24 protein-coding genes and 1 pseudogene are annotated in these 25,191 nt (G+C 70.5%); 10 read left to right on the top strand and 15 right to left on the bottom strand.

What is annotated here, in order from left to right; genetic code table 11:
- The 3 genes from ACFSKW_RS36075 to ACFSKW_RS36065 form a co-directional block, all read left to right on the top strand.
- On the top strand, positions 1-1,271 hold a 1,271-nt coding region (locus ACFSKW_RS36075), incomplete at its 5' end, for a thioesterase domain-containing protein (protein WP_379577595.1).
- Positions 1,243-2,517 (top strand): MFS transporter, encoded by a 1,275-nt coding sequence (locus ACFSKW_RS36070; protein WP_379577593.1) that lies wholly within the window; start codon positions 1,243-1,245, stop codon positions 2,515-2,517. The genes ACFSKW_RS36075 and ACFSKW_RS36070, both read left to right, overlap by 29 nt.
- A gap of 2 nt (positions 2,518-2,519) precedes the next feature.
- Positions 2,520-3,425: a TauD/TfdA family dioxygenase gene (locus ACFSKW_RS36065; protein ID WP_379577591.1), complete on the top strand. Its 906-nt coding sequence runs from the start codon at positions 2,520-2,522 to the stop codon at positions 3,423-3,425.
- A gap of 102 nt (positions 3,426-3,527) precedes the next feature.
- On the opposite strand, the pseudogene ACFSKW_RS36060 reads toward ACFSKW_RS36065, so the two are convergent.
- The 8 genes and pseudogenes from ACFSKW_RS36060 to ACFSKW_RS36025 all read right to left on the bottom strand — a co-directional run.
- Positions 3,528-3,794 (bottom strand): annotated as a pseudogene (locus ACFSKW_RS36060) (TetR-like C-terminal domain-containing protein); the annotation flags it as partial.
- A complete protein-coding gene (locus ACFSKW_RS36055) occupies positions 3,791-5,398 on the bottom strand; it encodes an ABC transporter ATP-binding protein (RefSeq protein ID WP_379577589.1) in 1,608 nt (535 codons plus the stop codon). The pseudogene ACFSKW_RS36060 and the gene ACFSKW_RS36055, both read right to left, overlap by 4 nt.
- A complete protein-coding gene (locus ACFSKW_RS36050; RefSeq protein WP_379577587.1) occupies positions 5,395-6,429 on the bottom strand; it encodes a serine hydrolase domain-containing protein in 1,035 nt (344 codons plus the stop codon). The genes ACFSKW_RS36055 and ACFSKW_RS36050 overlap by 4 nt, the downstream gene beginning before the upstream one ends.
- The gene (locus tag ACFSKW_RS36045; protein WP_379577585.1) at positions 6,426-6,878 is read right to left on the bottom strand and encodes a GNAT family N-acetyltransferase; all 453 of its coding nucleotides are present in this window, start codon (positions 6,876-6,878) and stop codon (positions 6,426-6,428) included. The genes ACFSKW_RS36050 and ACFSKW_RS36045 overlap by 4 nt, the downstream gene beginning before the upstream one ends.
- The gene (locus ACFSKW_RS36040; protein WP_379577583.1) at positions 6,875-8,041 is read right to left on the bottom strand and encodes an anhydro-N-acetylmuramic acid kinase; all 1,167 of its coding nucleotides are present in this window, start codon (positions 8,039-8,041) and stop codon (positions 6,875-6,877) included. Before ACFSKW_RS36040 ends, ACFSKW_RS36045 begins: the two co-directional genes overlap by 4 nt.
- Before the next feature lie 55 nt (positions 8,042-8,096).
- Entirely contained in the window at positions 8,097-8,924 is an 828-nt protein-coding gene (locus tag ACFSKW_RS36035) for an ABC transporter permease (RefSeq protein ID WP_379577581.1), read from the bottom strand.
- Positions 8,921-9,892, bottom strand: a complete 972-nt coding sequence (locus tag ACFSKW_RS36030; RefSeq protein WP_379577579.1) for an ABC transporter permease — start codon at positions 9,890-9,892, stop codon at positions 8,921-8,923. Before ACFSKW_RS36030 ends, ACFSKW_RS36035 begins: the two co-directional genes overlap by 4 nt.
- A 2-nt stretch (positions 9,893-9,894) precedes the next feature.
- The gene (locus ACFSKW_RS36025) at positions 9,895-11,439 is read right to left on the bottom strand and encodes an ABC transporter substrate-binding protein (protein WP_379577577.1); all 1,545 of its coding nucleotides are present in this window, start codon (positions 11,437-11,439) and stop codon (positions 9,895-9,897) included.
- 83 nt (positions 11,440-11,522) lie between these two features.
- Between ACFSKW_RS36025 and ACFSKW_RS36020 the strand changes: the two genes are divergently transcribed.
- A complete protein-coding gene (locus tag ACFSKW_RS36020) occupies positions 11,523-12,401 on the top strand; it encodes a MurR/RpiR family transcriptional regulator (RefSeq protein WP_379577575.1) in 879 nt (292 codons plus the stop codon).
- Positions 12,402-12,525: 124 nt separating this feature from the next.
- On the opposite strand, the gene ACFSKW_RS36015 is transcribed toward ACFSKW_RS36020, so the two are convergent.
- Complete coding sequence (locus tag ACFSKW_RS36015; protein ID WP_379577573.1) at positions 12,526-13,938, bottom strand: WGR domain-containing protein; 1,413 nt, start codon at positions 13,936-13,938, stop codon at positions 12,526-12,528.
- Positions 13,939-14,093: 155 nt separating this feature from the next.
- On the opposite strand from ACFSKW_RS36015, the gene ACFSKW_RS36010 reads away from it, so the two are divergent.
- Entirely contained in the window at positions 14,094-14,918 is an 825-nt protein-coding gene (locus ACFSKW_RS36010; protein WP_379577571.1) for a carbon-nitrogen hydrolase family protein, read from the top strand.
- A 46-nt stretch (positions 14,919-14,964) separates the two neighbouring features.
- On the opposite strand, the gene ACFSKW_RS36005 is transcribed toward ACFSKW_RS36010, so the two are convergent.
- The gene (locus ACFSKW_RS36005; protein ID WP_379577569.1) at positions 14,965-15,333 is read right to left on the bottom strand and encodes a hypothetical protein; all 369 of its coding nucleotides are present in this window, start codon (positions 15,331-15,333) and stop codon (positions 14,965-14,967) included.
- Positions 15,334-15,550: 217 nt separating this feature from the next.
- Complete coding sequence (locus ACFSKW_RS36000) at positions 15,551-15,796, bottom strand: hypothetical protein (RefSeq protein ID WP_379577567.1); 246 nt, start codon at positions 15,794-15,796, stop codon at positions 15,551-15,553.
- 215 nt (positions 15,797-16,011) lie between these two features.
- Here ACFSKW_RS36000 and ACFSKW_RS35995 point away from each other — a divergent pair, with 215 nt between their 5' ends.
- Positions 16,012-16,191 (top strand): helix-turn-helix domain-containing protein, encoded by a 180-nt coding sequence (locus tag ACFSKW_RS35995; RefSeq protein ID WP_379577566.1) that lies wholly within the window; start codon positions 16,012-16,014, stop codon positions 16,189-16,191.
- 15 nt (positions 16,192-16,206) lie between these two features.
- On the opposite strand, the gene ACFSKW_RS35990 is transcribed toward ACFSKW_RS35995, so the two are convergent.
- Positions 16,207-18,576: an ATP-binding protein gene (locus ACFSKW_RS35990; protein WP_379577564.1), complete on the bottom strand. Its 2,370-nt coding sequence runs from the start codon at positions 18,574-18,576 to the stop codon at positions 16,207-16,209.
- Between the two features lie 148 nt (positions 18,577-18,724).
- On the opposite strand from ACFSKW_RS35990, the gene ACFSKW_RS35985 reads away from it, so the two are divergent.
- Both ACFSKW_RS35985 and ACFSKW_RS35980 read left to right on the top strand, forming a co-directional pair.
- Complete coding sequence (locus ACFSKW_RS35985; protein WP_379577562.1) at positions 18,725-19,087, top strand: metalloregulator ArsR/SmtB family transcription factor; 363 nt, start codon at positions 18,725-18,727, stop codon at positions 19,085-19,087.
- Positions 19,084-19,590 (top strand): SRPBCC family protein, encoded by a 507-nt coding sequence (locus ACFSKW_RS35980; RefSeq protein WP_379577560.1) that lies wholly within the window; start codon positions 19,084-19,086, stop codon positions 19,588-19,590. Before ACFSKW_RS35985 ends, ACFSKW_RS35980 begins: the two co-directional genes overlap by 4 nt.
- A 61-nt stretch (positions 19,591-19,651) precedes the next feature.
- On the opposite strand, the gene ACFSKW_RS35975 is transcribed toward ACFSKW_RS35980, so the two are convergent.
- Positions 19,652-20,374: a DUF4097 family beta strand repeat-containing protein gene (locus ACFSKW_RS35975; protein WP_379577558.1), complete on the bottom strand. Its 723-nt coding sequence runs from the start codon at positions 20,372-20,374 to the stop codon at positions 19,652-19,654.
- A 111-nt stretch (positions 20,375-20,485) separates the two neighbouring features.
- A complete protein-coding gene (locus ACFSKW_RS35970) occupies positions 20,486-20,620 on the bottom strand; it encodes a hypothetical protein (protein WP_379577556.1) in 135 nt (44 codons plus the stop codon).
- 255 nt (positions 20,621-20,875) lie between these two features.
- On the opposite strand from ACFSKW_RS35970, the gene ACFSKW_RS35965 reads away from it, so the two are divergent.
- Complete coding sequence (locus tag ACFSKW_RS35965) at positions 20,876-23,122, top strand: M20/M25/M40 family metallo-hydrolase (RefSeq protein WP_379577554.1); 2,247 nt, start codon at positions 20,876-20,878, stop codon at positions 23,120-23,122.
- Positions 23,123-23,366: 244 nt separating this feature from the next.
- Here ACFSKW_RS35965 and ACFSKW_RS35960 read toward each other — a convergent pair whose 3' ends face one another.
- On the bottom strand, positions 23,367-23,858 hold the full coding sequence (locus tag ACFSKW_RS35960) for a MarR family winged helix-turn-helix transcriptional regulator (protein ID WP_379577552.1): 492 nt from the start codon (positions 23,856-23,858) through the stop codon (positions 23,367-23,369).
- Between the two features lie 81 nt (positions 23,859-23,939).
- Between ACFSKW_RS35960 and ACFSKW_RS35955 the strand changes: the two genes are divergently transcribed.
- The gene (locus tag ACFSKW_RS35955; RefSeq protein WP_379577550.1) at positions 23,940-24,968 is read left to right on the top strand and encodes a hypothetical protein; all 1,029 of its coding nucleotides are present in this window, start codon (positions 23,940-23,942) and stop codon (positions 24,966-24,968) included.
- The last annotated feature ends 223 nt before the right edge of the window (positions 24,969-25,191 follow it).

The following is a 25,191-nucleotide window of genomic DNA, read 5'->3' as shown; positions in this document are numbered from 1 at the left end:
CGGCCGCGGTCCGTCCGGTCGGCGGCGTGCTGGCGGCCTACGTCGTCGGCACGGCGGAGCCGGAGGAACTGGCGGTATTCCTGCGCCAGCGGCTGCCCGACCACATGGTGCCCTCGTCCTTCACCGAGCTGGACCGGTTGCCCGTCACCGCCAACGGCAAGCTCGACCGCAAGGCGCTCCCGGACCCGGCGCCGGTGGCCCGGGCTCCCTACGAAGCACCCCGCGACGAGCTGGAAGAGACCCTCGCCCAGATCTGGGCGGAGATCCTCGGCGTGGAGCGTCCCGGCATCCGTGACGACTTCTTCGACCTGGGCGGACACTCGCTGCTGGCGCTCCGCCTGGCCCTGCGGATGCGGCAGGCGCTCGGCAGGGAGATCCCCGTGGCCACGGTGCTCGCCGCGCCGACGATCGCCCAGCTCACCGAAGCCCTGGCGGACGAGGGCGAGAACCCGGTCTCCCGCGGCCGGGTCGTGCCGCTGCGCACCGCCGGCAACCGCCCGCCCCTCTTCCTCATCCACGCGCTGGGCGGGCAGGTCTTCCGGTACCGCCCGCTTGCCCAGCATCTGGGTGACGACCAGCCGGTCTACGCCATCCCGGCGCACGGGCTGACCGAGGGCGACGCCGTACAGACCACCATCGACGAGATGGCGGAAACCTACGCCGGCTACATCCGCGAGCTCTTCCCCGCCGGGCCGTACTTCGTCGGCGGCTTCTGCATCGGCGGGAACATCGCCCTCGAAGTGGCCCGCCGGCTGCGCAAGGACGGCCACGCCGTGCCGTACGTCTTCCTGGCCTGGTCCTCGGCGGAGGAGCCGGTCGTCGGCTCGACGCTGGAGGACGACACCGCGCTCATGGTGCACGCGTTGGCCGGCGGGGCGACCTCGCTCGACCCCCGCGAGCTGAGCCTGATGGAGCCGGCCGAACGGCTGCTGGCCATCGTCAACGCCGCCACCAAGGAAGGCCAGCTTCGCACGGAGAGCACCGACCTCGACCAGATCCAACGCTACGTCGAGGTCTTCCGCGCCAACGCGCACGCGGTGGGGCGCTACAAGCACGACACCTTCGACGGGCCGGCTGTCCTGCTGATCCCCGAGGAGGACAACGCCCCACCCGACGAGGACTACGGGTGGCGGGCGTTCGTCCCGAACCTGGAGACCGGGCTCATCCCCGGCGCGCGCTTCAGCGCGCTCTACAACCCCTACGTCACCCGGACCGCCAACGCATGGAGGAGGTGGATGGACCGTGGTCTCGAACACCGCGCCCGCCACTGAGGCAGCACCGACAAGCCTCTGGAAGCATCGCGACTTCCTCAAACTCTGGGTCGGTTACAGCACCTCCCAGTTCGGTGGCCAGATCACCGTCGTGGCCATGCCGCTGGTCGCCATCATCGTGCTGGGCGCCAGCGAGGCCGAGGTCGGCACGCTGGGCGCGGTCGGGCGGCTGCCGTTCCTCCTCTTCCTGTTCGCGGGGTTCTGGGCCGACAGGTTCCGCAAGCGGCCCACCATGATCGCCGCTGACATCGGCCGTGCCGTCCTCCTCCTGGCGGTCATCGGCCTCTACGCCGCGGACATGCTGACGCTCTTCTGGCTCGGCGCGATCTCCTTCCTGTCCGTCGTGCTGTTCGTGTTCTTCGAGGTCGCGAACATGTCGCACCTGCCGTTCCTGGTGGGACGCGAGTTCATCGGCGACGGCAACGCCAAGCTCCAGCTGAGCAACTCCGTCGCCCGGGTCGCCGGCAACAGCGTCGGCTCCATGCTGGTCACCGCCTTCATCGCGGTCCAGGTCCTGATCGTCGACGTGGTGACGCTGGTCGTCTCCGCGATCAGCTGCGCGCTCATCCGCAAGCCCGAGCCCGTGCCGGAGCGCGGCGAGGACCGGCCCGGCGTCTTCTCCTCCATCGCCGAGGGCATGCGCTGGGTGCTGCGCGACTCGCTGATCCGCCCCAGCATGATCGCCGCCGGCTTCTACATGTTCTTCTACACCGGCATCGAGGTGCTGCTGCCCATCTGGATCATCAAGGGCCTGGGCCTGCCGGCGTACTGGGTCGGCATCCTGCTGGCCGTCGGCGGCCCCGGCGCCATCCTGGGCTCGCTCCTGGCCGTCAGGTCCATGAAGAAGATCGGCATCGGGCCGTCCTTCTTCTGGATGACCGTCATCGGCAACCTCTCGCTCTTCCTCATCGGCCTGGCCACCGGGCCCACCTGGCTGCTCGTCACCATGATCGGCCTCGCGCAGTTCCTGCTCGGCATCACCGGCCCCATCGCCATGGTGTCCAGCGGCACCCTCCGCATGGGCGCCACCCCTGAGCACCTCCAGGGCCGTGTCATGGCCTCGCAGCGGACCGTCGCTCTCAGCCTGGCGCCCGTGGGCGCCCTGCTCATGGGCCTGCTCGCCGAAGGCATCGGCCTTCGTACCACGCTGCTCATCTGCGCCGCAGGCGCGGTGATCCCGATCATCGTGCTGGCGCTCTCCCCGATCCCTCGCACTATGGGCATGCCGGAACCGCAGGAGCACTGACCATGGACAAGATCACTTCTGGCGCGACGACCATCGCTGTTCTGGGCTCTCCTGACCGCGGCTCCGCTGATTCACTGCTGCTTCAGCACGGCGCCGTCCTGTTCCGAGGGCTCGGCGTCGACTCGCCTGCCGCGTTCCATGAGTTCGTCAGGACCTTCGGGGAGCCGTTCACGAACTACCGCCATGGCAACTCGCCTCGCGTCGCCGTACAGGCCGGTGTGTGGACCTCCACGGAGTATCCGGCGGAGTACGAGATCTCTCTGCACAATGAGCTGTCCTACGCTCACCGGTGGCCTTCGAGGTTGTTCTTCTACTGTGATCAGGCTCCCGCCACCGGCGGCGCCACTCCCGTGTCCGACTCGCGTGCCGTGCTGGCCGGGCTCACGCCTGAGGTGCGTTCGCGGTTCACGTCTCTCGGGGTCGCCTACCTGCAGAACCTGCATGGCGGGTTCGGGCTCGGCAAGTCCTGGCAGGACACCTACGAGACCGAGGATCGGGACGAGGTCGAGCGCGCCCTCGCCGAGACCGGCGCCGAGTTCCGGTGGACGGACGACGATGAGCTGCGCGTGCGGCAGGTTCGGCCGGCTGTTCGTGTGCACCCGGTGACGGGGGAGGATGTGTGGTTCAACCAGGCTGAGCAGTGGCACGTGTCCAGCCTGCCCGCCGATGAGGCCGAGGCTTTGCTGGAGATGGCTTCTTCTGACGAGGAGCTTCCTCTTCAGGCGACCTTCGGGGATGGGAGTGCGCTGGGCGCGGACGACCTTCGCATGGTGCGGGAGGTCGCCAAGCGCAACGAGTGCGCGTTCCCGTGGGAGCGGGGAGACGTCATGATGATCGACAACCTCCTGGTGATGCATGGGCGGCACGCCTACACAGGGAATCGGAGGATTCTCGTCTCGATGATCTGACGTCGGTCGCCGGAGCGCGCCGCGGACGGTGATCGTCCGCGGCAGGCGCATCCTCCGGGGCCGACGGATACAGCCGTGCGGAACCCGCTTCCGCGGAAGTCTGCCGCCGCGCATGAGCGTCATCAGCCCGTGCAGGCCGCTCCAGAGGGTCTCGGTGAGCGCGCCCAGGTCGTCGTCGCCCGCGTGTGGCCGGACGGCCTCACTTAGCTCCCCGAACGCCGCGTGCAGTGCGTCCGGTGCCGCGGGCGTGGCGAACGGCAGGTCGATGACCTGGCTGAACATGGCGTCGTACAGCGCGGGCCGCTGCTCGGCGAACGCCGCGTAGGCGGCGCCGACGTCGGCGAGGGCCTGTCGGGGGTCGCCGGTCAATCGGCGCCCGCGGGTGACGGGATCGCGGCCAGCAGTTCGCGGGTGTAGTCGGACGTCGGGTGCTCGAAGATCTGGTCAGCGGTTCCGCTCTCGACGATCCGCCCGCGCTGCATCACGTGGACGGTGTGCGAGATCATGCGGACCACGGCCAGGTCGTGACTGATGAACAGGTAGCTGAGCTTCAGCTCCCGCTGGAGCTCGGCGAGCAGTTCGAGGATCTGCGCCTGGACGAGCACGTCCAGGGCGGAGACGGCCTCGTCGAGCACCACGAGGTCGGGGGAGAGCGCCAGCGCCCTGGCGATGGCGACCCGCTGGCGCTGGCCGCCCGACAGCTCGTGCGGCAGCCGCTGCGCGAGGGAGGCGGGCAGCGCGACCTGGTCGAGCAGGTCGGCGACGGTCTGCTTGCGGTCGGCCGTCGTGCCGACACGGTGTACGCGCAGCGGCTCGCTGATCGACTTCTCCACGGTGTAGCGGGGATCGAGCGAGGCGTAGGGGTTCTGGAAGACCGGCTGCACGCGGCGGCGGAACGCGAACAGCTCGCGCCGTCCGAGCGAGGTGAGGTCGGTGCCGTCGAAGCGGATCCGCCCGGAGGTGGCGTCGTCCAGGCCGAGCAGCAGGTTCGCGGTCGTCGACTTGCCCGACCCCGACTCGCCGACGATGGAGACGGTCTGGCCGCGCGGGATGCTGAAGGTGACCGTGTCGACCGCGGTGAACTCGGCCGCGCTGCCCCTGATCGGGAAGACCTTGCGCAGGTCCTCGATCTGGACGAGGTCGGGGGCCTCCCGCGGCGGCTCGGCCAGCCGTACCGAGGACAGGCTGGGTACGGCGCGCAGCAGCCGCCGGGTGTACTCGTGCGCCGGGTCGGCCAGGATCTCGGCGGCCGGGCCGACCTCGACGAGCTCGCCCTGGTACATGACGGCGACGACGTCGGCGCGCTCGGCGGCCAGGGCGAGGTCGTGGGTGATGAGGAAGACGGCCGTGCCCATGTCGGCGGTCAGCTCGGCGAGCTGGTCGAGGATGCGCCGCTGGACGGTCACGTCCAGCGCGGAGGTCGGCTCGTCGGCGATGAGCAGCTTGGGACGGCAGGCGAGCCCCATGGCGATGAGCGCGCGCTGCCGCATGCCGCCGGAGAACTCGTGAGGGTACTGGTTGATCCTCTGCGCGGGGTCCGGGATGCCCACCATGTCCAGCAGTTCGACCACGCGCGCGCGAGCGGCCCTGCCGACGGCGAGGCCGTGCACCTCGAGGGCCTCGGCGATCTGGTCGCCGATGCGCATGAGCGGGTTGAGGTTGGACATCGGGTCCTGGGGGACGAGCCCGATCACGGCCCCCCGGATGGCGACCATCTCGCGCTCGCCGGCCTCGGTCAGATCGCGCCCGTCGAAGAGCACCTGCCCTCCGGTGATGCGGCCGTTGTCGGGAAGGAGGCGGTTGACGGCGGCGGCCGTGGTCGACTTGCCCGAGCCCGACTCGCCGACGACCGCGACGGTCTGGCCCGGCATGATCTCCATGGAGACGTTCTTCACCACGGTGACGTCCTGCTTGCCGCTGCGGAAGGCGACTGACAGGTCACGGATGGCCAGGAGCGGCGTGCTGCTCGTCATGCTGTCCTCGATCGTTGTGTGGTGGCCTTCAGCAGCTCGTGCCAGAGCGCGTCCGTGGACACGGGGGTCCCGTCGACCAGCAGCCGGTTGCTGACCATGACCAGGGCGATGTCGCGGTCGGGCACGAAGCCGACGGCGCCGCCCACATAGCCGGGGTGGCCGAGCACGGTGACGGTCTCGTCCCTGACCCGCAGCTCGTACCGCCGGAAGCCGAGCGCCTGCTGGGCGTCGGGGCCCGGCGCGAAGAACTCCCGCGCGACCTCGGGCCGCCACAACCTGTCGTGCTCGCGGTAGCGCGACAGGGCCGTGCAGTAGCGCAGCAGGTCGGGGACGGTGGAGAAGAGCCCGGCGTGTCCCGACACGCCGCCGAAGGCGTGGTAGGCGTTGCCGTCGCAGACCTGCCCGATCACGGGTTCGCGGCGCCACCCGGCGAAGTCGGCGCTGCGGAAGGGGACGGGGTAGGGCCGCTGCGAGTCCAGCATGCCCATCTCGACCCGGTCGTCCCGCGCGCTCATGGCCACCTGCGGGCCCGCGGGACGGGCGTACCTGGTCGAGGTGAGGCCGAGCGGCTCGGTCACCAGCTCCGCCACGGCCCGGTCGAGCGGGAGCCCCGTGACGGCGGTGATCACCCGTCCGAGCAGGATGAACCCCAGGTCGGAGTAGTGCCGCTCCCGGCCGGGGCGGTAGCGCGGCGGCGGCAGCTCATCGCGGATGTAGAGCGGGTACCACTCCCACAGCCCGCCCCTGTGCAGCAGCAGGTCGCGCACGGTGATGCCGTCGAAGCAACCGGGCAGGTAGGAGCGCACCCGCGCGTCCAGCTCGACGAGGTGGTCGGAGACGAGGCGGATGAGCGCCGTCGTCGTGGCGACGATCTTCGTGATCGAGGCGAGGTCGTGGTGCGTGTCGATCGTCATCGGCGCCTCACCGACGCGGACGCCGTCCTCCCAGCGCACGGTGCGGTGACCGGTGCATTCGGTCAGGTCGAACCACGGGGTGCGGACGGCCGTCACGACGCCTGCGGGGGCGTTCACGCCAGCACCTTGGTCAGCCGCAGTTCGGGCTCGCCGAACTCGGGCGTGACGCGCTCGGTTCCTTCGGGCCGCCAGCCCTGCCGGCGGTAGAAGCCGATCGACGGAAGGTTGCCGCGGAACACCCACAGGAACGCGGTGGTGACGCCGGCCGACGACAGCCCGCTCTCCGCGGCCCCGAGCAGCCGCGCGCCGAGCCCGCCGCCCTGCGCGGCCGGGTGCACGTACAGCGAGTGGACGGTGTCGCCGGAGAAGCGCGTGAGACCGCGGATCCGGCCGTCGTGCTCCGCCACCAGGGCCGGCTTGCCGGTCCACAGCTCGCGGGCGCGCTCGGTGGACATGGCCGACACCAGCCGCTCGGGCAGCACCCTGGCGTAGCTCTCGCGCCAGCAGGCGAGAAAGACCTCGACGATGCCGTCCAGGTCGTCAGGGGTCGTGGGGCGCAGCCTCATCGGCTGAGACGGAGCGACCGCGGCCGGTCGGCGATCGGCGCGGGCAGGACGAGCGGCCCGGCTCCCGGCGTGAGCGTGCCGAGGACGCGGGGCGCGCGGGCGCCGGTGCCCGCGGGAACGGTTCCCGGCAGACCGTGCGCGGTGCACCAGCCGATGAGGGCGAAGGCGATCGCCTCCTTGTCGTCGGCGGGAGCGCCGTATTCGTCGGACAGCGCGACCGTCACCCCGGCGAGCGCCTCGCGCAGGCCCTTCATGAGCACGGGGTTGCGGCAGCCACCGCCCGAGACGACGAGCAGGTCCACGCCTGCGGCCAGGACGTCCCTGGCGACCGTGCGGACGGTGAGCTCCGTCAGGGTGGCCACTAGGTCGGCGTCGGAGACCGGGTGCCCGGCCCTTTCGACCGCGTCCTCGACATAGGCGAGGTGGAACAGCTCCTTGCCGGTGCTCTTCGGCGCGGGCAGCAGGTAGTACGGCTCGTCGAGCAGTACCGCGAGCAGCCGTTCGTCGACCCGCCCCGAAGCGGCGATCCGGCCGTCCTCGTCGAAGCCCCGCCCGCCCGGCCACCTGCTCGACACGACGGCGTCCACCAGCGCGTTCGCGGGGCCGATGTCATAGGCGAACAGCTCGTCGCGCCCGCGCACCACCGTCATGTTGGAGATGCCGCCCAGGTTGAGCGCGGCGGCGCCGCCGTCGTGCCCCGCGAGCAGCAGGGAGTCGAGCACGGAGACCAGGGGAGCGCCGTGCCCGCCCGCCGTGATGTCGCGGATGCGCACGTCCGACAGCACCGGCGTGCCCGTCCGCTCGGCGATCCACGCGGGCTGGCCGATCTGCAACGTGCCGAGCGCGTGCGCGGCGTCCACCCAGTGGAACACCGTCTGGCCGTGCGAGACGATCAGATCCACCGGCCCTGCCTGCTCGATCGCCTCGGCGGCGGCCTCGGCGAAGCTCTGGCCGATGAGGGTGTCGAGGACGCACACCTCGGCCAGCGTCGTCGGCGCGGGAGGCAGCGCCTCGACCAGCCGCGCGCGCAGCTCCGGCGTGTACGGCGTGCTCGAGGTGTGCCCGACCCTGCCGTTCAGCACGCCACCGTCGAGGTCGAAGTCGACCGCGGCGACGTCGATGCCGTCATGCGAGGTGCCGGAGATCATTCCGAGGACTCTCATGCCTGCACTCCTTGCGCGGCCCGCGGCCGCCGTTCCGACGTCGGTTCTGAGAGGTTCACCGCTTGCCCCTGTTGCGCGGGTCGAGGGTGTCACGAAGGCCGTCGCCGAGCAGGTTCAGGCCCACCACCAGCAGGACGACGACCGCGCCCGGCGCGATCAGCGTCCAGGGGGCAACGAAGACCAGGCTGCGCGCCTCGAAGATCATCGATCCGAGCGAGGGGGCGGGCGGCGGCGTGCCCAGGCCGAGGAAGCTCAGCGACGCCTCGGTGAGCACCGCCCACGACAGCGACAGTGCCACCTGGATGACGATGATCGAGGTGATGTTGGGCAGCACGTGCCGCAGCATGATCATCCATCGGCTCTGGCCGGTGGAGACGGCCGCCTTCACGTATTCGATCTCTCTGAGGGAGAGCACGGGCCCGCGGGTGACCCGGATGAAGATGGGCACGTAGACGATCGCGATCGCCACTGCGATCGTGAACCAGTTGCGGTCGAGCACCGAGGCGAGCGACAGCGCGAGCAGCAGCGGGGGGAAGGCGAACAGCACGTTCGTCACCCCGCCGACGGCCCCGTCGGCGAAACCCCGGTAGAAGCCCGCCACCAGCCCGCCGAGCGTGCCCACCACGGTGGAGAAGGCGACGGCGACGACCGCGATGAGCGCCGAGTTGCCCACCCCCGCCGCCACCCTGGAGAAGACGTCCCTGCCGAACTGGTCCGTCCCGAACAGGTGGGCGCCGGAAGGCGACAGGAAGCGCGACGGCGGATTCTGCGCGATCGGGTCGTGCGGCAACAGGCCGAAGTACGACAGCAGCGCGACGACCGCGAGCAGCGCGAGCAGCGCGCTGCCTGCCAGGCCGCCGGGGCTCTTGCGCAAGGCGTTCATGAGGCTCGCACCCGCGGGTCGATGATCCGGTAGAGCAGGTCGGTCACGAGGTTGACGATCACGAAAGCCAGCGCGATGACCAGCACCGTGCTCTGCACGACCGCGTACTCCTTCTGCTGGATGCCCAGCAGCACCTGCCTGCCGATGCCGGGAACGGAGAAGATCTGCTCGACCACCACGGCCCCGCCCAGCAGGTAGCCGAACTGCAGGCCCGTCATCGTCACGATCGGCACGAGCGCGTTGCCGAGCACGTGCCTGACCTGAAGGCGTCTCGGCGGCACGCCCTTGGCGCGGGCGGTGCGGACGAAGTCGTTCGAGCGCACCTCCAGCACGGCCGTCCGGGTGGTGCGCAGGATCGGCGCCGCGATGCCGAAGCCCAGTACGAGCGCGGGCAGGAACATCTGCTGGAGGTTGAGCAGCGGGTCATCGAGCAGGCCCGCGAAACCCTGCCCGTTCGGGTTGAAGCCGAACGAGGCCGCCATCACCGACAGCAGCGTCGTGGCCAGCAGGAAGGCCGGGATCGACAGCCCGCCGAGGCTCACCACCTGCCCGAGCGCGTCCCTCGGGGAGTTCGTCCTGGACGCGGCGAGCATGCCGAGCGGGACGCCGATCAGCAGGGCCAGCACGATCGAGAACACCGCCAGCTCGAACGTGACGGGCAGCGAGTGCAGCGTCAGGTCGAGCACGCTCTGCTGCGAGCGGGCCGAGTAGCCGAGGTTCCCGCTGAACATGTTGCCGAGCCAGGAGAAGAACTGGGTGAACAGCGACTGGTCCAGGCCGTAGTACCGTTCCAGCGCCTCCCGCTGCGACGGGGTGAGCGCGGCGGCCTCGGTGCCCAGGCCTGCCGTGATCTGGTCGCCGGGAATCGCCCGGAGCATGACGAACACGACCACGGCCACCCCGAAGAGGGTGCCCAGCATGCCCGCCACGCGCCAGACGACTCGGTGGCGCACGAGTGCTCTGAGCATGGCTAGGAGAGCGTCGTCGTACGCAGGTACTGCAGAGAGCCGTTGGCCATGGGCACGAAGCCCTTCACCTGCGCCGTGGTGCCGGTGTAGGTGTAGCTGGTGAACAGCCAGATCCACGCGGCGTTGTTCTCCAGTTCGGCCGACACCTTGGCGTAGATCGCCTTCCGCTCGGCCTGGTCGGTCGTGGCCTTGCCCTCGGCGAACAGCTTGTCGAGCTCGGGGGAGCTGTAGCCCGCGACCTTGTTCAGGTTGCCCGTGCTGGTGAAGTAGCGGCCGTACATCCCGTCAGGGTCGGGACGCCCGCCGTTCAGCGCGACGGCCGCGTCGAAGTCGCCCGCGACCCACTTGTCCACGAACGCGCCCGACTCCAGCACCTCGAGGTCCAGGTTGATCTTGGCCTCGGCGAGCTGTGCCTTGAGGTTCTGCGCCTCGTTGACGGAGGTGGCGTACTCACCCTGGGAGACGATCGTCTTGATGGTCACCCCCGACGCCTTGCCTGCCTTGCCGAGGTAGTCCGCCGCCTTGGCCACGTCACGAGTGGGGCAGGGGCGCTGCTGCGGGTCCGACTTGAACACCGGCGAGGTGATCGGGCCCGTCACCTCGCCCTCGCCGAGCGCGGCGGTGTCGAGCACCTGCTTGCGGTCCACCGCGCACTGGATCGCCAGGCGGACGTTGAGGTCCTTCAGGTCGCCGTGCGTCGCGTTGAGCTGGAGGGCGTGGTAGCTGAGCTGCGGGGTCTTGGTGATGGTGATCGCGCCGCCCTGAGCGGTCTGCGCGACGAGCGGGTCGTTGAAGACCGCGAGCTGGACGTTGCCCGACTGCATCGCCGAGACGATGGACGACTCGTCGGGGATCACCCTGAACTCCACACCGCCGAGCTTCGGCTTCTCACCGCCCCAGTACTTGTCGTTCCTGGCCAGCGTGATCGACTGGCTCGCCACGCGCTTCTTCATCGTGAAGGGCCCGGTGCCGTTGGGGGTCGTGTTGAGCTTCTCCTCGGTGTCGTCGGAGGAGAGCATCGCCATGTTGACCGTGGCCAGGTTGGCGGGCAGGGCGGCGTCGGGGGTGGTCAGGTTCAGCACCACGGTGTGCGCGTCGGGAGCCTCCACCGACTTCACCGAGGACAGCGATGCCCTCGCGACGGCCGCGGTGGCCTCGGCCATGATCTTTTCGAGGGAGGTCTTGACGTCCTTGGAGTCGAAGGCGCTGCCGTCGCCGAAGGTCACACCCTTCCGGAGGGTGAGCGTGAGGGTCTTGCCGTCCTCGGAGGGCTTCCACGACTCGGCCAGGCCCGGCACCACGTTGAGGTCCTTGTCGAACTCCGTCAGCGTGCCGTAGATGTTGGTCAGCACGTTGACGGCCTGGAACTGGGTGGCCTTCCAGGGAAAGAGGGTGTCCGGGTCCGTGGTGACGCCGATGACGAGATTTCCGCCCGCGGCGCCCGCCGCGCCGGTACTGGTCGCGGGCCCGGGGGATGACGAGCAACTGGTGAGAGCGATGGACAGCGCTGCGGCGGCGCCGATTGCGGAGAACGCGCCACGGGGCATGTGGCCTCCTCGGACAGTAGGTCATAAAATTACCGAGACCTTACCAGCCGTGTACAAGAATTCCTCAAGAGGGTTTGGTGAAGATGGCTGACGGCAAGTTGCTCATCCGCATACGAGCGGCCGTGCCCACGCTGCGACCCACGGAGAGGCGCATCGCGGAGCTGGTCGTCGGCGATCCCGCGGGCGCCGCCAACCTGTCCATCGCCGAGCTGGCCGCCCGCTGCGAGACCTCGACCACCTCGGTGGTGCGCTTCTACAAGCGGATGGGCTACCTGCACTTCAAGGACTTCACCATCGACCTGACCAGGGAGGTCGCGAGGGAGGAGCTCGCCACGTCGAACCTGCCCGAGGTGTCGGGCGACATCGACCGCCACGACTCGCTGGAAGGGATCGTGTCCAAGGTGGCGATGAACGAGACGCTCTCCATCGCCGACACCGCACGCGCGCTGGACATGGCCGCGCTCGGCAGGGCCGTCGCGCTGGTGCTGGCGGCCCGGCGCATCGACACCTTCGGGGTGGGCGCGAGCGCCCTCGTCGGCCTGGACCTCCAGCAGAAGCTGTCGCGCATCGGCAGGACGGCCATCAACTGGCACGACTCCCACTCGGCCTGGACCTCTGCCGCCACACTCAACGCCACCTGTGTGGCCGTCGCCGTCTCGCACACGGGCGCGACCGTGGACACGGTCGAGTTCCTGGCGATCGCCCGCAAGTCCGGCGCCGCCACCATCGCCATCACCAACTTCAGGGACTCCCCGCTGGCGGGCACGGCCGATGTCACGCTCACGACGGCGGCGCGGGAGACCGAGTTCAGGTCGGGCGCGCTCGGCAGCCGCATCGCCCAGCTCATGGTCGTCGACTGCCTGTTCACGGGGGTGGCCCAGGCCTCCTACGACGAGTCGATGGCGGCTCTGCGCAACACCTACACGGTGGTCCACGACCGCATCATCCACAAACGCGGCTGAAAGGATCACTCCGCTTCCCTCTCCTCCCGCACCCCTGATCGGCCACGCGCGGAACCGCTCGGCGGGATCCGGCTGTCGCTCGCGCGGGCAGGGCGCCGGTCGGGGTGAGGCGGGCGGTGCCGCGTCAGAGCAGGCGGCGGATCTCGCCGTAGGCCCGGTAGAAGCCGCCGCGCCCGGCGGAGCGGACACCGTCGACGAGGTAGCGGGCGCCTGCCTCGCGGACGTCCTTGGGGAACTGGACGTTCCACGCCTCGTAGCCGGGGCTGACCACGCGCACGCGCAGCCGCTCACCTTCGCGCACGCACTCCACGACCACGCCGTCCCCGGCGAGCGTGGTCGTCTCGACCACGGCCGACGGCTCGACCACGGCGAGGGACGCCGCCGCCTTCACGTCCACGGGCTGCGGCACGGTGCCCGCCCTGGCGGCCGCGATCGCCGCCTCGCTCGCGTCGATGCAGGCCAGCGAGCCGTCGGTGGTGACGATGTAGAGGCGCTCGTCGAGGTACTGCATCGAGAAGGCCGAGCCACAGCCGGTGGCGAGCTTCCACAGCCGCTCGCCGGAGGCGTCGAAGCAGTACACCGAGGAGTGGTTGTCGCCCGCGAAGACGTGGCGGCCGCCCGGCGAGGTGGCGCACGAGTAGACGGCCCCGTCGCACCGGTAGACGGCCTCGACCCGCCCGTCGCTCTTGGCCAGGCGGTGCACCGCGCCGCGGGACGTTCCGGCGTAGACGGCCTTCTCCTCCTGCCACCCGAACAGCACCTGCTCGGCGAGTGCGGTCTGCCAGACGGGCGCTCCGTCCTCGGCGTCGTAGCGGGCGACGCCGCGGGAGTGCCCGTGGTAGACGGCCTTCTCGTCGCACCTGACCATCCAGGCGGAATCGCCCTGGCCGGAACGCGCCCACTGGAACTCGTCCTCGTAGTCGATCGTGGTGATCCGCCCTGCCCTGTCGGACACGCCGAGGACGCCGTCGTGGATGTCGAGCCAGTAGATGTCCACGTCGGCGGCGATCTCGTAGGCGGCCCGCGGGACCTTCCCGCTCAGGTCGTACACCCTGCCGTCGTCGCAGCCGGCGTAGATCCAGAAGTCGTCGGCGACGATGCACTTGACGCCGTCGGGCAGGCGGTAGCGGCTGGTCACGGTGCCTGCGTGGGAGACGGTGTAGACGTCACCGCGCTGGTTGCCGACCCAGCAGCGCTCCTCGTCCACGAAGATCCCGAAAGCCGCCGCGCCGCTGTCGAAGCGCCACAGCACGGGTGCCTGATGGGCGGTGGAGCGGGTGCTCGTGATCGCCCTGCGGGTGACCGCCCTTCGCTGACGGACGCCCCGCTGGGCGGGCGCGTAGCCCTTGCGGACCTTCTCGCCGATCTTCTTGGCGGCGGCGGCCCGCGCCTTCGCCTCGTCGGGGAAGGCGGTGACCTTGGTCTGGCCGCTCTCGCCGATGCGCCCGTAAGTGATCGTCACCTGTGCGCCGGACACGGTCACCTCGTAGAACTTGTGCGATCCGCCGCCGTCCTCAGACAGCTCCAGGTAGGTCATGTCCACGCTCTCCAGATGTGCAGGGCTTGATCAACTGCCCGGGACACTAGAGCACAGCAGTGACAAAGTCGGATATCTCCTGCTCAACCAGCCTGGCGGGTCGAGGGCTCGGGGCGACGCGTGCTTACAAGATTACGAGCGCTACGATGCCGGGTATGCCAACGGAGTCGTTGATCGTGGCGGTCGCCCAGACCTCGGCCGAGCCGGGTGACGTGAGCACGAACGCCGCTTCGGCGGCCGCTCTGGTCCACGGCGCCGCCGATCTCGGGGCGCGGCTGCTGATGTTCCCCCAGCTGTCACTGGTGGGCTATGACCTGGCTCTCTTCGCCGACCCGTCGTCCTGGGTGACCGAGAACGACCCGAGGCTCGACGTCGTCCGTCAGGCCGTCCAGGAGCGCGAGCTGACGGCCGTGGTGGGCGCCGCGTACCGCCGGCCCGACGGCACGGCCTGGATCGCCTCGCTGGTGATGCGTCCCGGCGGAGGGATCCACGTCCACGGCAAGCGGAACCTTCACGGCGTCGAGCGAGACCTGTTCCAGCCCGCCGGTAGGGGTCCGCTCCTCGACGTCGACGGCTGGCGTGTCGCGCTGGCGTTGTGCCTCGACGCGGGGATGCCGGGCCACGCGGAGGACGCGGCCCGTGATGGCGCGGAGGTGTACGCGGGCTCGGCGCTGTACACCCGGGAGGAGGCGCGGCGCATGGACATCCATTTCGCGGCCAGGGCCATGGACCATCGCATGTACGCGGTGGTCGCCAACCATGCCGGGACGGGGCCTGGCTGGGAATCGTGCGGCGGCAGCGGGGTCTGGCACCCGGACGGCACGCGGCTGACCCAGGCAGGAACCGGTCCTGACCTGCTGACCACGGTCCTGTCCCGCGGCGAGTTGCAGGCATTGCGCGACAGGGACGCTCTGGCCGGCCATCCGCGCGGAGCGGCCCAGGGCCGCGGCGGCGTGGCCGTCGTGGATCAGGGGGGCTGAGGCCCTCGAGGCCGCCGCGAACCCAGGAGGCGCTCGCGGCGTCAGGTCATTCGGGCTGGTCCCAGATGCTGGGTGTACCGCCCGCCCCGCGCACGGTGGTGCGCTGGTCCGCCGGCCATTCGAGCGCCGAGCGCGCGTTCTCCAGATCGTCGGTGGCGATCACGATCTTCACGCCGCCGAAGGTGGTGTAGGCGAGGTCGATGTTGACGTTCGCCTCCGCGAGCTGTCTGGCCAGCTCGCCGAGCGTCCCAGGCCGATCGGCGATGTCCACGACCAGCACGGGGCGCTCGTCCGCGACCCCCATCCCCGCACGCTGGAGAGCCTCCCTGCACCTGTCGGCGGCCTCGTCGTCGACGAGCAGGTGGACGATGCCCCTGCCCTCGCCCGTGAACGCCGCGAGGCCCCTGATGTTCACGCCGGACTCGCCGGTGACCTCTCCTAGTCGAGCCAGCTCACCCGGCTGATCACTCAGAATGACAGCTATGTCCGTGGGCATCGTCTGTCAATCTTCTCACCAGGGAACGAATGCGACAATGTCGCGGCTCTGCCGCCGGCTGGGAGCTCGCCGGCGCGTGACGGGCGCGGAAAGGCCCTCCGGGAGCTCCCGGAGGGCCGTCGAATCGTGGTCCGAGCTACAGCTCCTCGGCCGTGCCCAGGTACATCACCCCGGGCTCGGCGGGGTTGAAGGCGAAGGCGGTGACCCGGTCATACGAGTTGTGGGTCTTGGTGACCAGGTCCCGCCTGGAGTCGTACCGGTAGATGTCGGTTCCGATGCCCGACCAGCCGGTTCCGAACTCGAAGTGGAGGACGCCGGGGTCCGTCGGGTGGACGGCCGGCGGCGGCCCGTTGGTGAGCGTGATCCCGCCGTCCTGGTCCACGACGGGGGGCCGATCGGAGGCGTGCGATCCTGCCGCTGAGCACCGACGCGTCGGACCAGGCCGACAGCGCGGTCGTCGTCCACCCCTCCACCCTGCTCGACGCCCTGGTCAGCCTGTTCGAGGTCCTGTGGCGGTCGGCGCTGCCGCTGCCGGCCGACTCGTTCGAGGTTCCAGCCACGGGAGCGGCGGATCAGCCGGATCCGGAGCTGTTCACAGTGCTCGCGGCAGGGCTCAAGGACGAGGCCGTGGTCCGCCGGCTCGGGGTGAGTCTTCGAACGGTGCACCGGCGGGTCAGCGAGCTGACGGACAGGCTCGGCGCGCGCACCCGGTTCCAGGCAGGACTGCTGGCCGCCCGGCGGGGCTGGTGGGGTCGGGACGGGGCCGACGAGCGGTGAGGCCCGGCGCGGGTCTCACCCGCCGGAAGGGTGCTCCTCGTCGGGTGGCCTGTCCAGCTCACCGATCCAGACGGCGATCTGGGTGCGCGAGTTGAAACCGAGCTTCGTCAGGATGTGCTCGACGTGGCCCTCGGCGGTTCGCTGGGCTATCACCAGCGAGGCCGCGATCTCCTTGTTGCTCATTCCCTGCGCGATGAGCCGGGCGATCTCCATCTCGCGGGGGGTCAGCGGCGACGGCGGCGCGTCCTGCGCGGGCGGCCGGCCCGCGACGGCGTCCTCGGCGAGGACGTAGTCGAGCGCCTCCTCGTAGGAGAGCCCGGCGCCTCGCCTGACGGCCGCGCCGAAGGCCGCCCCGCCGAGCGCCTCGCGGGTACGCGACTCGGATTCGTCATAGTGGCGAAGGACATGCACGTATTCGAGCGGCATCACGTCGATCCTCCGCCTGATGGTCTGAAGGACGCCGAGCAGCTCCGCCGCCCGCTGGAATCGACCCTCACCTGCGGCTATCCAGATCAGCACCTCCAGGTTGAACCGCACTCCCAGCAGATCGTCGATCGAGTGCTGGAAGCGCAGGCTCTCCTTCGCCAGCGCTGCCGCGCGCCGGCCGTCGCCCTGCCGCCAGGTCTCGACGGCGAGTGCCATCAGCGCGTACGTCCTCACCCACCTTTCGCCGTGAGCGTCGCACACGGCCAAGCAGTCCTCGCCGGCGGCGATGGCACGCGGCGAGTCGCCCAGCAAGGAGCAGGCCAGGCAGAGCCAGACCAGGGCCAGCGCCAGGCCCATCGGATCGCCGGTGCCGCGATGGCGGGCCATCGCCTGCTCGTAGAGCGCGACGGCAGACTCGGTATTACCGCGATACATCGCGATCATCCCTGAGCAGAGCGCGACATAGGCCAGGGCGGGCTCGTGCCCGAGCCGTTCACCGAGCGCCCGCGCCTCGCGCAGCATCTCCCCGGCGGCGCGGATGTCGGTCTGGATGATCCTGAGCCAGCTGTTCGCCCACAGGGCCCTGGCCCGCAGCTCGCTCGGTCCGGTGACCGCGGCCAGCCCCTGGTTGATCCAGTGGCACCCCTCGCCCAGGTAGGTGCCGGTGATCCAGTAGTGGAACAGGTCGGTGGCCATGCCCAGGCCCGTTTCGACCTCGTCCGGTACGGCGAAGCAGTACTCGAGGGCCAGGCGCAGGTTGGCATGCTCGGGCCGTAGCCTGCCGAACCACTCCGCCTGGCCGGGGCCGAAGACGTGCGCCCGCAGCTGCGTCGCCTTCTCGCGGAAGTAGTCGCGGTGCCGGCGACGCAGCTCCGGCTCCTGCCCTGACGCGGCGAGCTGCTCGCGGCCGTACTGCCTGATCGTCTCCAGCAGCCGGTACCGCGCCGCAGGCAGGGACGACAAATGATCATCGCGAGCCAGGACGGACTTGTCCACCAGCCCGCTCACCAGGTCCATGATCTCGTCGCGGTCGATGCCGTCCCCCGAGCAGACCTCCTCGGCCGCCTCCAGGTCCAGGCCGCAGGCGAACACCGAGGCGCGCGCCCAGAGCAGCCGCTCCTGCTCGGTGCACAGGCCGTAGCTCCAGTCGATCAGCCCTCGCAGCGTCTGCTGGCGGGGCACCACGGCCTGCGACCTCGTGGCGAGCAGCTGAAACCGGTTGTCCAGCCTGGCCAGCAGTTGCTCGACCGACAGCGCTCGCAGCCGCACCGCCGCGAGCTCGATCCCGAGCGGGATGCCGTCCAGGTGGAGGCAGATCCGCTCCACCGCCTCCCGGTTGGCGTCGGTGACGGCGAAGCCGGGCAGCACGTCCCCTGCCCGCTCGGCGAACAGCCGCACCGCTTCGCCGGACGCGCCGGCCGAAGGCCGCGCCATGCCCGCATCCGGCAGGGACAGCGGAGGTACGGCCAGCGTCCGCTCGCCGGTGAATCCGAGCACCTGCCGGCTGGTGGCGAGGATCCGCAGCTCGGAAGCGGAACGAACCAGGGTCTGGGCCAGCACGGCGCAGTCGTCCACGAGGTGCTCGCAGTTGTCCAGGACCACCAGCGCCTGCTTGTCGCGCAGGTGGTCGACGAGCACCTCGATCGCCGGCCGCGAGGAGCGATCCCCGATCTCCAGGGCGTCGATCAGGGATCGGACGAGCAGGTCGGGGTTCTCGAGCCCGGCGAGCTCCACCAGCCACACGCCGTCGGGGAAGGCCCTGCGCACGTCGGCGGCCACCCGCAGGGCCAGGCGGGTCTTGCCGACCCCGCCCACACCGGTGAGGGTCACGACCCTGCCTGTCGTGAGCAGGCGCCTGACCTCGGCGACCTCGTGGCGCCGCCCCACGAAACTGGTCACCTCGATGGGCAGCCGCGGCACCTCTCGCCGTCTCGAGCTGGTCGATGTCACCACATTCATCACCCCGAGCCGGCTTCGACCGGTGGATCACCGGGATCGAGCCGACAGCCCCAGGTTATGCTCCGCCGTCCCGCACGTCGCCGACGGCATACAGGGCACGTCCGGTCTCCCCTTACGGAAAGCGTAACCTGTAGGTTACGCTTTCCGTGTGGACGAGGTAGCCGGTGCGATCGCGGACCCCGTGCGGCGGACCATCCTGACGATGCTGCGGGACTCGCGGCTCTCTGCCGGAGAGATCGCCGACCGCTTCATGATCAGCAGGCCCGCCGTGAGCCGCCACCTGCGCGTACTCAGGGAGAGCGGTCTGGTTCGCGACGAACTCGTCGGCAGGCGGCGGTTCTACGTGCTCGACGCCGGCCCGTTCACCGAACTCGTCGAATGGCTCGGCCAGTTCGTCCGGCCCTCGGGTCTGGAGCACCGACTCGACGCACTGGAGACAGAGGTCTACCGGACCCGCCGCGAACGCCGTACGCGGGACCTGGCGGAGCGAGAAGAGGAGAACACGGCATGAATCCCAGACCCACCGGTCGCCTGTTCCGCACCGGCGACGGAAGCGACCTCGTCATCACGCGGACGTTCCGCGCGCCCGCCGAGGACGTGTGGGCCAGCGTCACCGAGTCCGAACGCACCGCCCGCTGGTTCGGCCCGTGGGAGGGCGACGCCGCGCCGGGCCGCACCATCAAGGTGCAGCTGGTCTTCGAGGAGCAGGCGCCCTGGACCGACGTGCTCATCGACGCGTGCGACCCGCCGCGCCGGCTGGCCCTGTCGACGAGCGACGAGTCCGGCACCTGGCGGATGGAGCTGCTGCTGTCCGAGTTGAACGGCTCGACGGAGCTGCGGCTGGTGCACCACCTCGAAACCGAGGACGGGATCGGCGAGGTCGGCCCCGGCTGGGAGTACTACCTCGACATGCTCGTGGCCTCGCGCGACGGCTCACCGCGGCCGGACTTCGACGACTACTACCCGTCGATGAGACCGTATTTCGTCGACCTGGGCACGCGAGCCGACGACTGACCACCCGCCCGGCCGCCTCCCCTCCACGAAGCCTGGCGGATCCGGGCTCCGGGCCTGCTCGCTAACGCGACGGGCCGGCAGCCAGTTGCTCAAGGATCAGGTCCCCGGAGTCGCTGGACACCTCGATCGTACGCTGGGCCGATGGTGCGCTCGCGGCCTTGATGTCCTTGTTGCCGGAGTCCGTCCTGGCCACGATGTTGTACGGCCCCTGTGGCACGTGGATCACGGTCCTACCTGAATCCGTGGTGGTCGTGACGTGGTCGGGTCGCGCGGCGAAGGCCAGGTCCATGGCACCCGAGCCGGTTTCCGTGACAACGCGCCTGCCCGTCAGCCCGGTGGCCTCGATCGCCCCGGAGTCGGTGACGGCTTCCACGTCGCCGGACAGGTTCTTCAGCGTCAGGGCCCCCGAGTCGGAGCCCACCCTGACACGGAGTCCCTCGGGCACCTCCACCCGGTAGCTCACGTCGCAGGACATGCCGATGGCGCCCCACCCCCACGTGGCGGGACAGGTGAACCTCAGCCGCAGCGTGTCACCCTGCGCCTCGTGCCTGGTCTCCGGCTTGTTCTTACGCCAGCTCAGCCGCTCCGTCACGCGGATGCCGCGACGGTCCGACTGGACCACCTCGACGGTCCCTGAGTCGGCTGCGACGTGCAGCGCCGCCACCTTGTCGGTGACGTCGTACGATACGGCGGCCTCATGCAGCGGTTCTCCGGTGCCGCACCCGGACAACACCGCCACGAGCCCGGCAAGGCCCGTGATCACCGCCGTTCTCCGCATGTTCATGATGTCCAATTCTGAGCGATCCGTCCGAACAAGACTTGGGTGATCCCTGGAATCGTCCCAGGGACCCCTTCCTGGACCGGTTCCTGTGGTGAGACCAACGACGTGCCTCCGTCAGGCGGCGGCGCACTCCTTGGCCACCTGTGGCAGGGTCTTGCGCACCGACAGGTTGTGGTCGACGTCGCCGGCACCGCTTGCCCGGTCGAGGCGAACGGCAACACCGGACGTCAACAGTCGAGCGATGTTCATGGGGAAGACCCTAGAAACCCGGGTGAGCGGCGGCATTGCCGCTGGCACGCCACTCGTTGGTAGTGCCTGCCCCACCCTTACGGGATGTCCCCGAGGCCCGTTCCACTCCCAGCGTGCCAACGGTCCCATCCGGCGGTACGGCAGGATCCGGTCACAGCCAGGCGCGCGAGCGACGAACGGTAGTCCGTTCGATGTACGGGGAAGTCGTCCTGGGGAGCGAAAGGCGGGGCCGCATGGCGGCCTAGCGTGATGCGCATGGCACGGAACGCAGTGCTCGGGTTGCTCGCGCTCGCCGCGCTCATCGCCGTCACCCTCCTCGATCTCGCACCACCGGCCCCGCTGCCGAAGGACGCCCCCTCCGGCTCCTTCAGCGCGGCGCGGGCCTTCGCCCACGTCGAAGACATCGCCAGAGCGCCGCACCCGATCGGCTCCGCCGAGCACGACCGCGTGCGCGAGCACCTCGTGTCACGGCTGCGCGACCTCGGGCTCGACACCAGGGTCCAGGAGGCCGTCGGCGCGCTCCCTATCGCCTACGACGGCGTCGTCCCGGTGGGCAGGGTGCGCAACATCGTGGCCGTACGGCATGGCAGCGCCCCGACAGGTCGCGTGGTGCTGGCGGCCCACTACGACTCGGTGGCCGCGAGCCCCGGCGCCGCCGACGACGGAGCGGGCGTGGCCACGCTCCTGGAGGTGGCCAGGGCGCTGCCCGCTTCGACGAGGAACGACGTGGTCTTCCTCATCACCGACGGCGAGGAGCCTGGGCTGCTCGGCGCCGAGGCGTTCGTCCGCGAGGACCCGGCGGCGAAGGGCACGGTCGTCGTCCTGAACAACGAGGCGCGCGGCACCCGAGGCACCGTGACGGCGTTCAGGGCCTCCCCGGGCGACGGTCCGCTGATCGACGTGTACGGCTCGGCCGCCCCGCACCCGTCCGCCGACTCGGGCTTCGCCGCTCTGATGGGCCTGCTGCCCAACAACACCGATTTCCACGTCTTCGGCGCGGCGGGCTGGCTCGGTCTCGACGCCGCCTTCACCGGAGGCGGCGCCCACTACCACACGCCGCTCGACGACCCCGCCCATCTGGATCAGGGCACGCTCCAGCAGATGGGCGACAACACGCTGGCCGTCACCAGGGCGCTGGCCTCCGCCGACCTGGCCGCCCTCGGGCCGGGGGCGGAGTCCATCCACTTCACCGTCCCCGGCCTGCTGGTGCGCTACCCCGCCTGGCTCGAACTGCCGGTCGCGCTGGCCGGACTGGTCGTGGCAGGGTGGCTGGTCGCGACCCTGCGCGGGCGCTCCGGGATCGTCCGCCCTGGGTCGCTCGCCGCCGAGGGGGTGGCCTCACCGGATGCCGAGGTCGTCACCGTGCCGCGGGTTCTGGCCGCCGCGGGACTGGCGCTGCTGCCGGTGCTCGCCGCCGGGGCCGCAGGGTACGCGCTGTGGCCGCTGCTCGGCGTCCTGCGGCCTGAGTACACGCAGATGTTCACCGGCGACCCGTACCGCCCCTGGCTCTACCAGGCGGCGCTGGTGTCGGTCACGGCCGCTGTCGTGCCGGCCTGGCGGCTGCTCGCGGGGCGGCTGTCCGGGCGGCGCCTCGGGCCTGCCTCGCTCGGCGCGGGCGCGCTGCTGCTGGTGGCCGTGCTCGGGGTCGCCGCGGCGGTCGTCCTGCCGCGCGGCTCCCATCCGATGGCCTGGTCCGCGCTCCTGGCCGCGGCGGGCGGTGTGGCCGCGCGGCGCGTCCCCGCCGCATGGCGGCCCGTGGTGCTGACCGTGGGCCTCGCGCCCGCGGCGATCCTGCTCGGCGCGAGCGCGATCAGCTCTCTCGACATCGGACTGCGGCTCGGCGGTCCGGCGTCCGCACTGAACCTGGCCCTGCTGATGCTGCTCCTGCTCCCGCTGGCCGAGCCACTGTGGTCGCGGCGGGCCGCGGCTCTGCTGCCTGCGGTGGCGGTGGTGGCGAGCGCGGCGCTCGTCGCGGGCGGTCTGGCCGCGGACCGGTTCGACGCCGCCCACCCCCGGCAGACACGCCTCGTCTACGCCATGGACGAGGCGACGGGCACGGCGGTGTGGGGCTCGGCCGACGGGGAGCCGAGCGCCGAGAGCGCGCACTACTTCGGCGAGCCCCACTGGGCGGTACGGCCGGCCCGCCCGGCCCCGATGCGGCCCCCGGGGCTGACGGTCGTCGACGACACGACCTCGGGCTCCCTGCGCACGCTGACCCTGCGCCTGACACCGACGGCGGGCGCGCCGATCACCGGACTCAGCGTGGAGGAGGGAGCCGTGCCGATCACGGTCGGTGGCAGGGACCTGGGGGAGAGGCGCGGGTTCGCCTTCCACGCTCCGCCGGGGGCGTTGACGGTCACGCTGGTCCTGCCCGGGGGCAGGGCGCGGATCCGCGTGTTCGAGCAGCGCCACGACCTGTCCGCGGTGCCGGGCTTCACTCCCGCCGCCGACACCGTCCACATGGGCCCGCTGGCCACGGTCTTCCGCGTCCACACGCTGTGAGCCGGCCGGCGGCCCGCGACGGGACCTGGAGCCGCGCGGGCCCCGGCGGTCAGCCGGTGAAGACGTCCCTGCGGGTGAACGGCGCGGCGGCGAAGCGGAAGGCGATCTTGGCGGGCGTGCCCGGGGCTGAGCAGCCCCGCCGTCACCCCCTCGGGAGCCTCCGCGGCCAGCGACCTGGTCAGGTGACCGACCGCGCGCTTGGTGGTGCCGTAGTCACCTCCACCGCCGGTGATGACGATCGAGGTCATGCGGGCTCGTCTCCTTGTCCGGCCGGGTGGTGCTCCTCGCGGGCGGCGACGGTGGCCTCGATGCTGCGCGTGAGGAATTCTCCGATGATCCGCCTCTCCTCCGGGCCGAACGCGTCGATCGTCGTGGTGAGGTGCCGGCCCAGCGGGGCGAAGAACCGCCCGGCCAGGTGGACGGCCTGCTCGTTCATGACCACCTCGATCTTGCGGCGGTCGGTCGCGCTGCGCCGCCGCTCGACATGCCCGGCCTGTTCGAGCCGGTCGATCAGGGCGGTCGTGGCGGGAGGGCTGAGGTTCAGCGCGGCACCGAGCCCGCCCGGCGTCAGCGGGCGGCCTGCGCCGAGGGCGTCAAGGATGACCACCAGGGCGTTCAGGTCCGTGCGGTGCAGTCCGTGCGTGGTGGCGAACCGCTCGACGAACCTGTCGCTCTCCACGTTCAGCCTGCGCATCAGGATCATCAATTCGTAGGCGCTCACGGTGTCCTGCGTCACGCTGCTCCCCGGCTTTGCGGCCCTCTGAGATGGTCGCATAATGTTTCCATGGTGGAATTATTCTACGATGGAAAAACTTCCTTGGAGAAGTTGAGGCCGGGAGCGGCGCTCGCCCTGGGGGTGGCGGCCAGTGCCGTCCTGACCGGGCTGATCTGGCTCCTCGGGCAGCGGCTCCACAGCGTCATCCTCCTGCCCGACCGGGGCGCCTCCTGGTACTACTGGAAGCTGCCCGAGCCGACGGTGTGGACCAGGCTGTCGGCCTGGGCGGGATACGCGGGTCACCAGCTCGCGTTCTGGTGGATGATCTACTACGCGCAGACCAGGGTCCGCCGGTACGCCAAGGGCCTGCACCCGATCAACATCGTCGCGCTGGCGGTGAACGCCGGATTCGTCGCCCTGCACACGCTGCAGACGCACCTGTTCTACGACGGCCTCGCCCAGGACGTGTCGATCTTCAGCTCGCAGGGTTCGGTCGTCATCCTGCTGGTCGCCGTCCTGCTGATGGAGAACAGGCGGCGCGGGTTGTTCCTCGGCAGGCCCGCGCCCATCGGCGGGCAGATCGTGGACGTCGCCCGCCGCTACCACGGCTACCTGTTCAGCTGGGCGGCGGTGTACACCTTCTGGTATCACCCGATGGAGTCCACCACCGAACACCTGATCGGCTTCTTCTACATGTTCCTCCTGCTGGTGCAGGGGAGCCTCTTCCTCACCAGGGCGCACACGAATCGATGGTGGACGCTGACCCTGGAGCTGACGGTCGCGGTGCACGGCACCCTGGTCGCCGTCATGACCTCAGGCCCCGACGGGGCGTGGCCGATGTTCCTGTTCGGCTTCCTCGGCGTCTTCGTCATCACCCAGATGCACGGTCTCGGGCTCTCGCGCGCCGTGCGCTGGATGCTGGCCGCCTGCTACGCAGGCTCCGTCCTGGCCGTGTACGGCATGCGGGACGACCTCGGCGGTGCGGCGGGCGAGGCCGTCAGGATCCCGGCGATCGAGTACGTCCTGGTAGGGGTGCTGGCCGTGTTGCTCTGGCTGGCGCTGCGGACCGCCAGGCTGTTCCGCGGACGCCCTGCGGCCGCCGAGGAGGCGGGGCCGGCGCCGCGACCGTGAAGGACGCCCTGCCTTCCCAGGTTCCCCGCAGGTGAGGCGGGCCGATTGAAGGGTAAGGAGCGGGTCTGCCCGCGAGTGCGGTCACGCGTTTCGGGGGGAGCCCGGAGGCCGAGGTGAGAGCACGTGGAACTGTGCGACATCGGTACTCTCACGGCGCCAGCTGATCACTATCCTTGGGTGTTCGACGGTGCGGCTCGCGGCCACGGCCGCGGTGGGGACGGTG

This window comes from Nonomuraea mangrovi, from assembly GCF_042681425.1.
Lineage (GTDB): Bacteria > Actinomycetota > Actinomycetes > Streptosporangiales > Streptosporangiaceae > Nonomuraea > Nonomuraea mangrovi.
The sequence above is the reverse complement of the archived record's forward strand: the minus strand, read 5'-3'. Positions and strand labels throughout refer to the sequence as shown.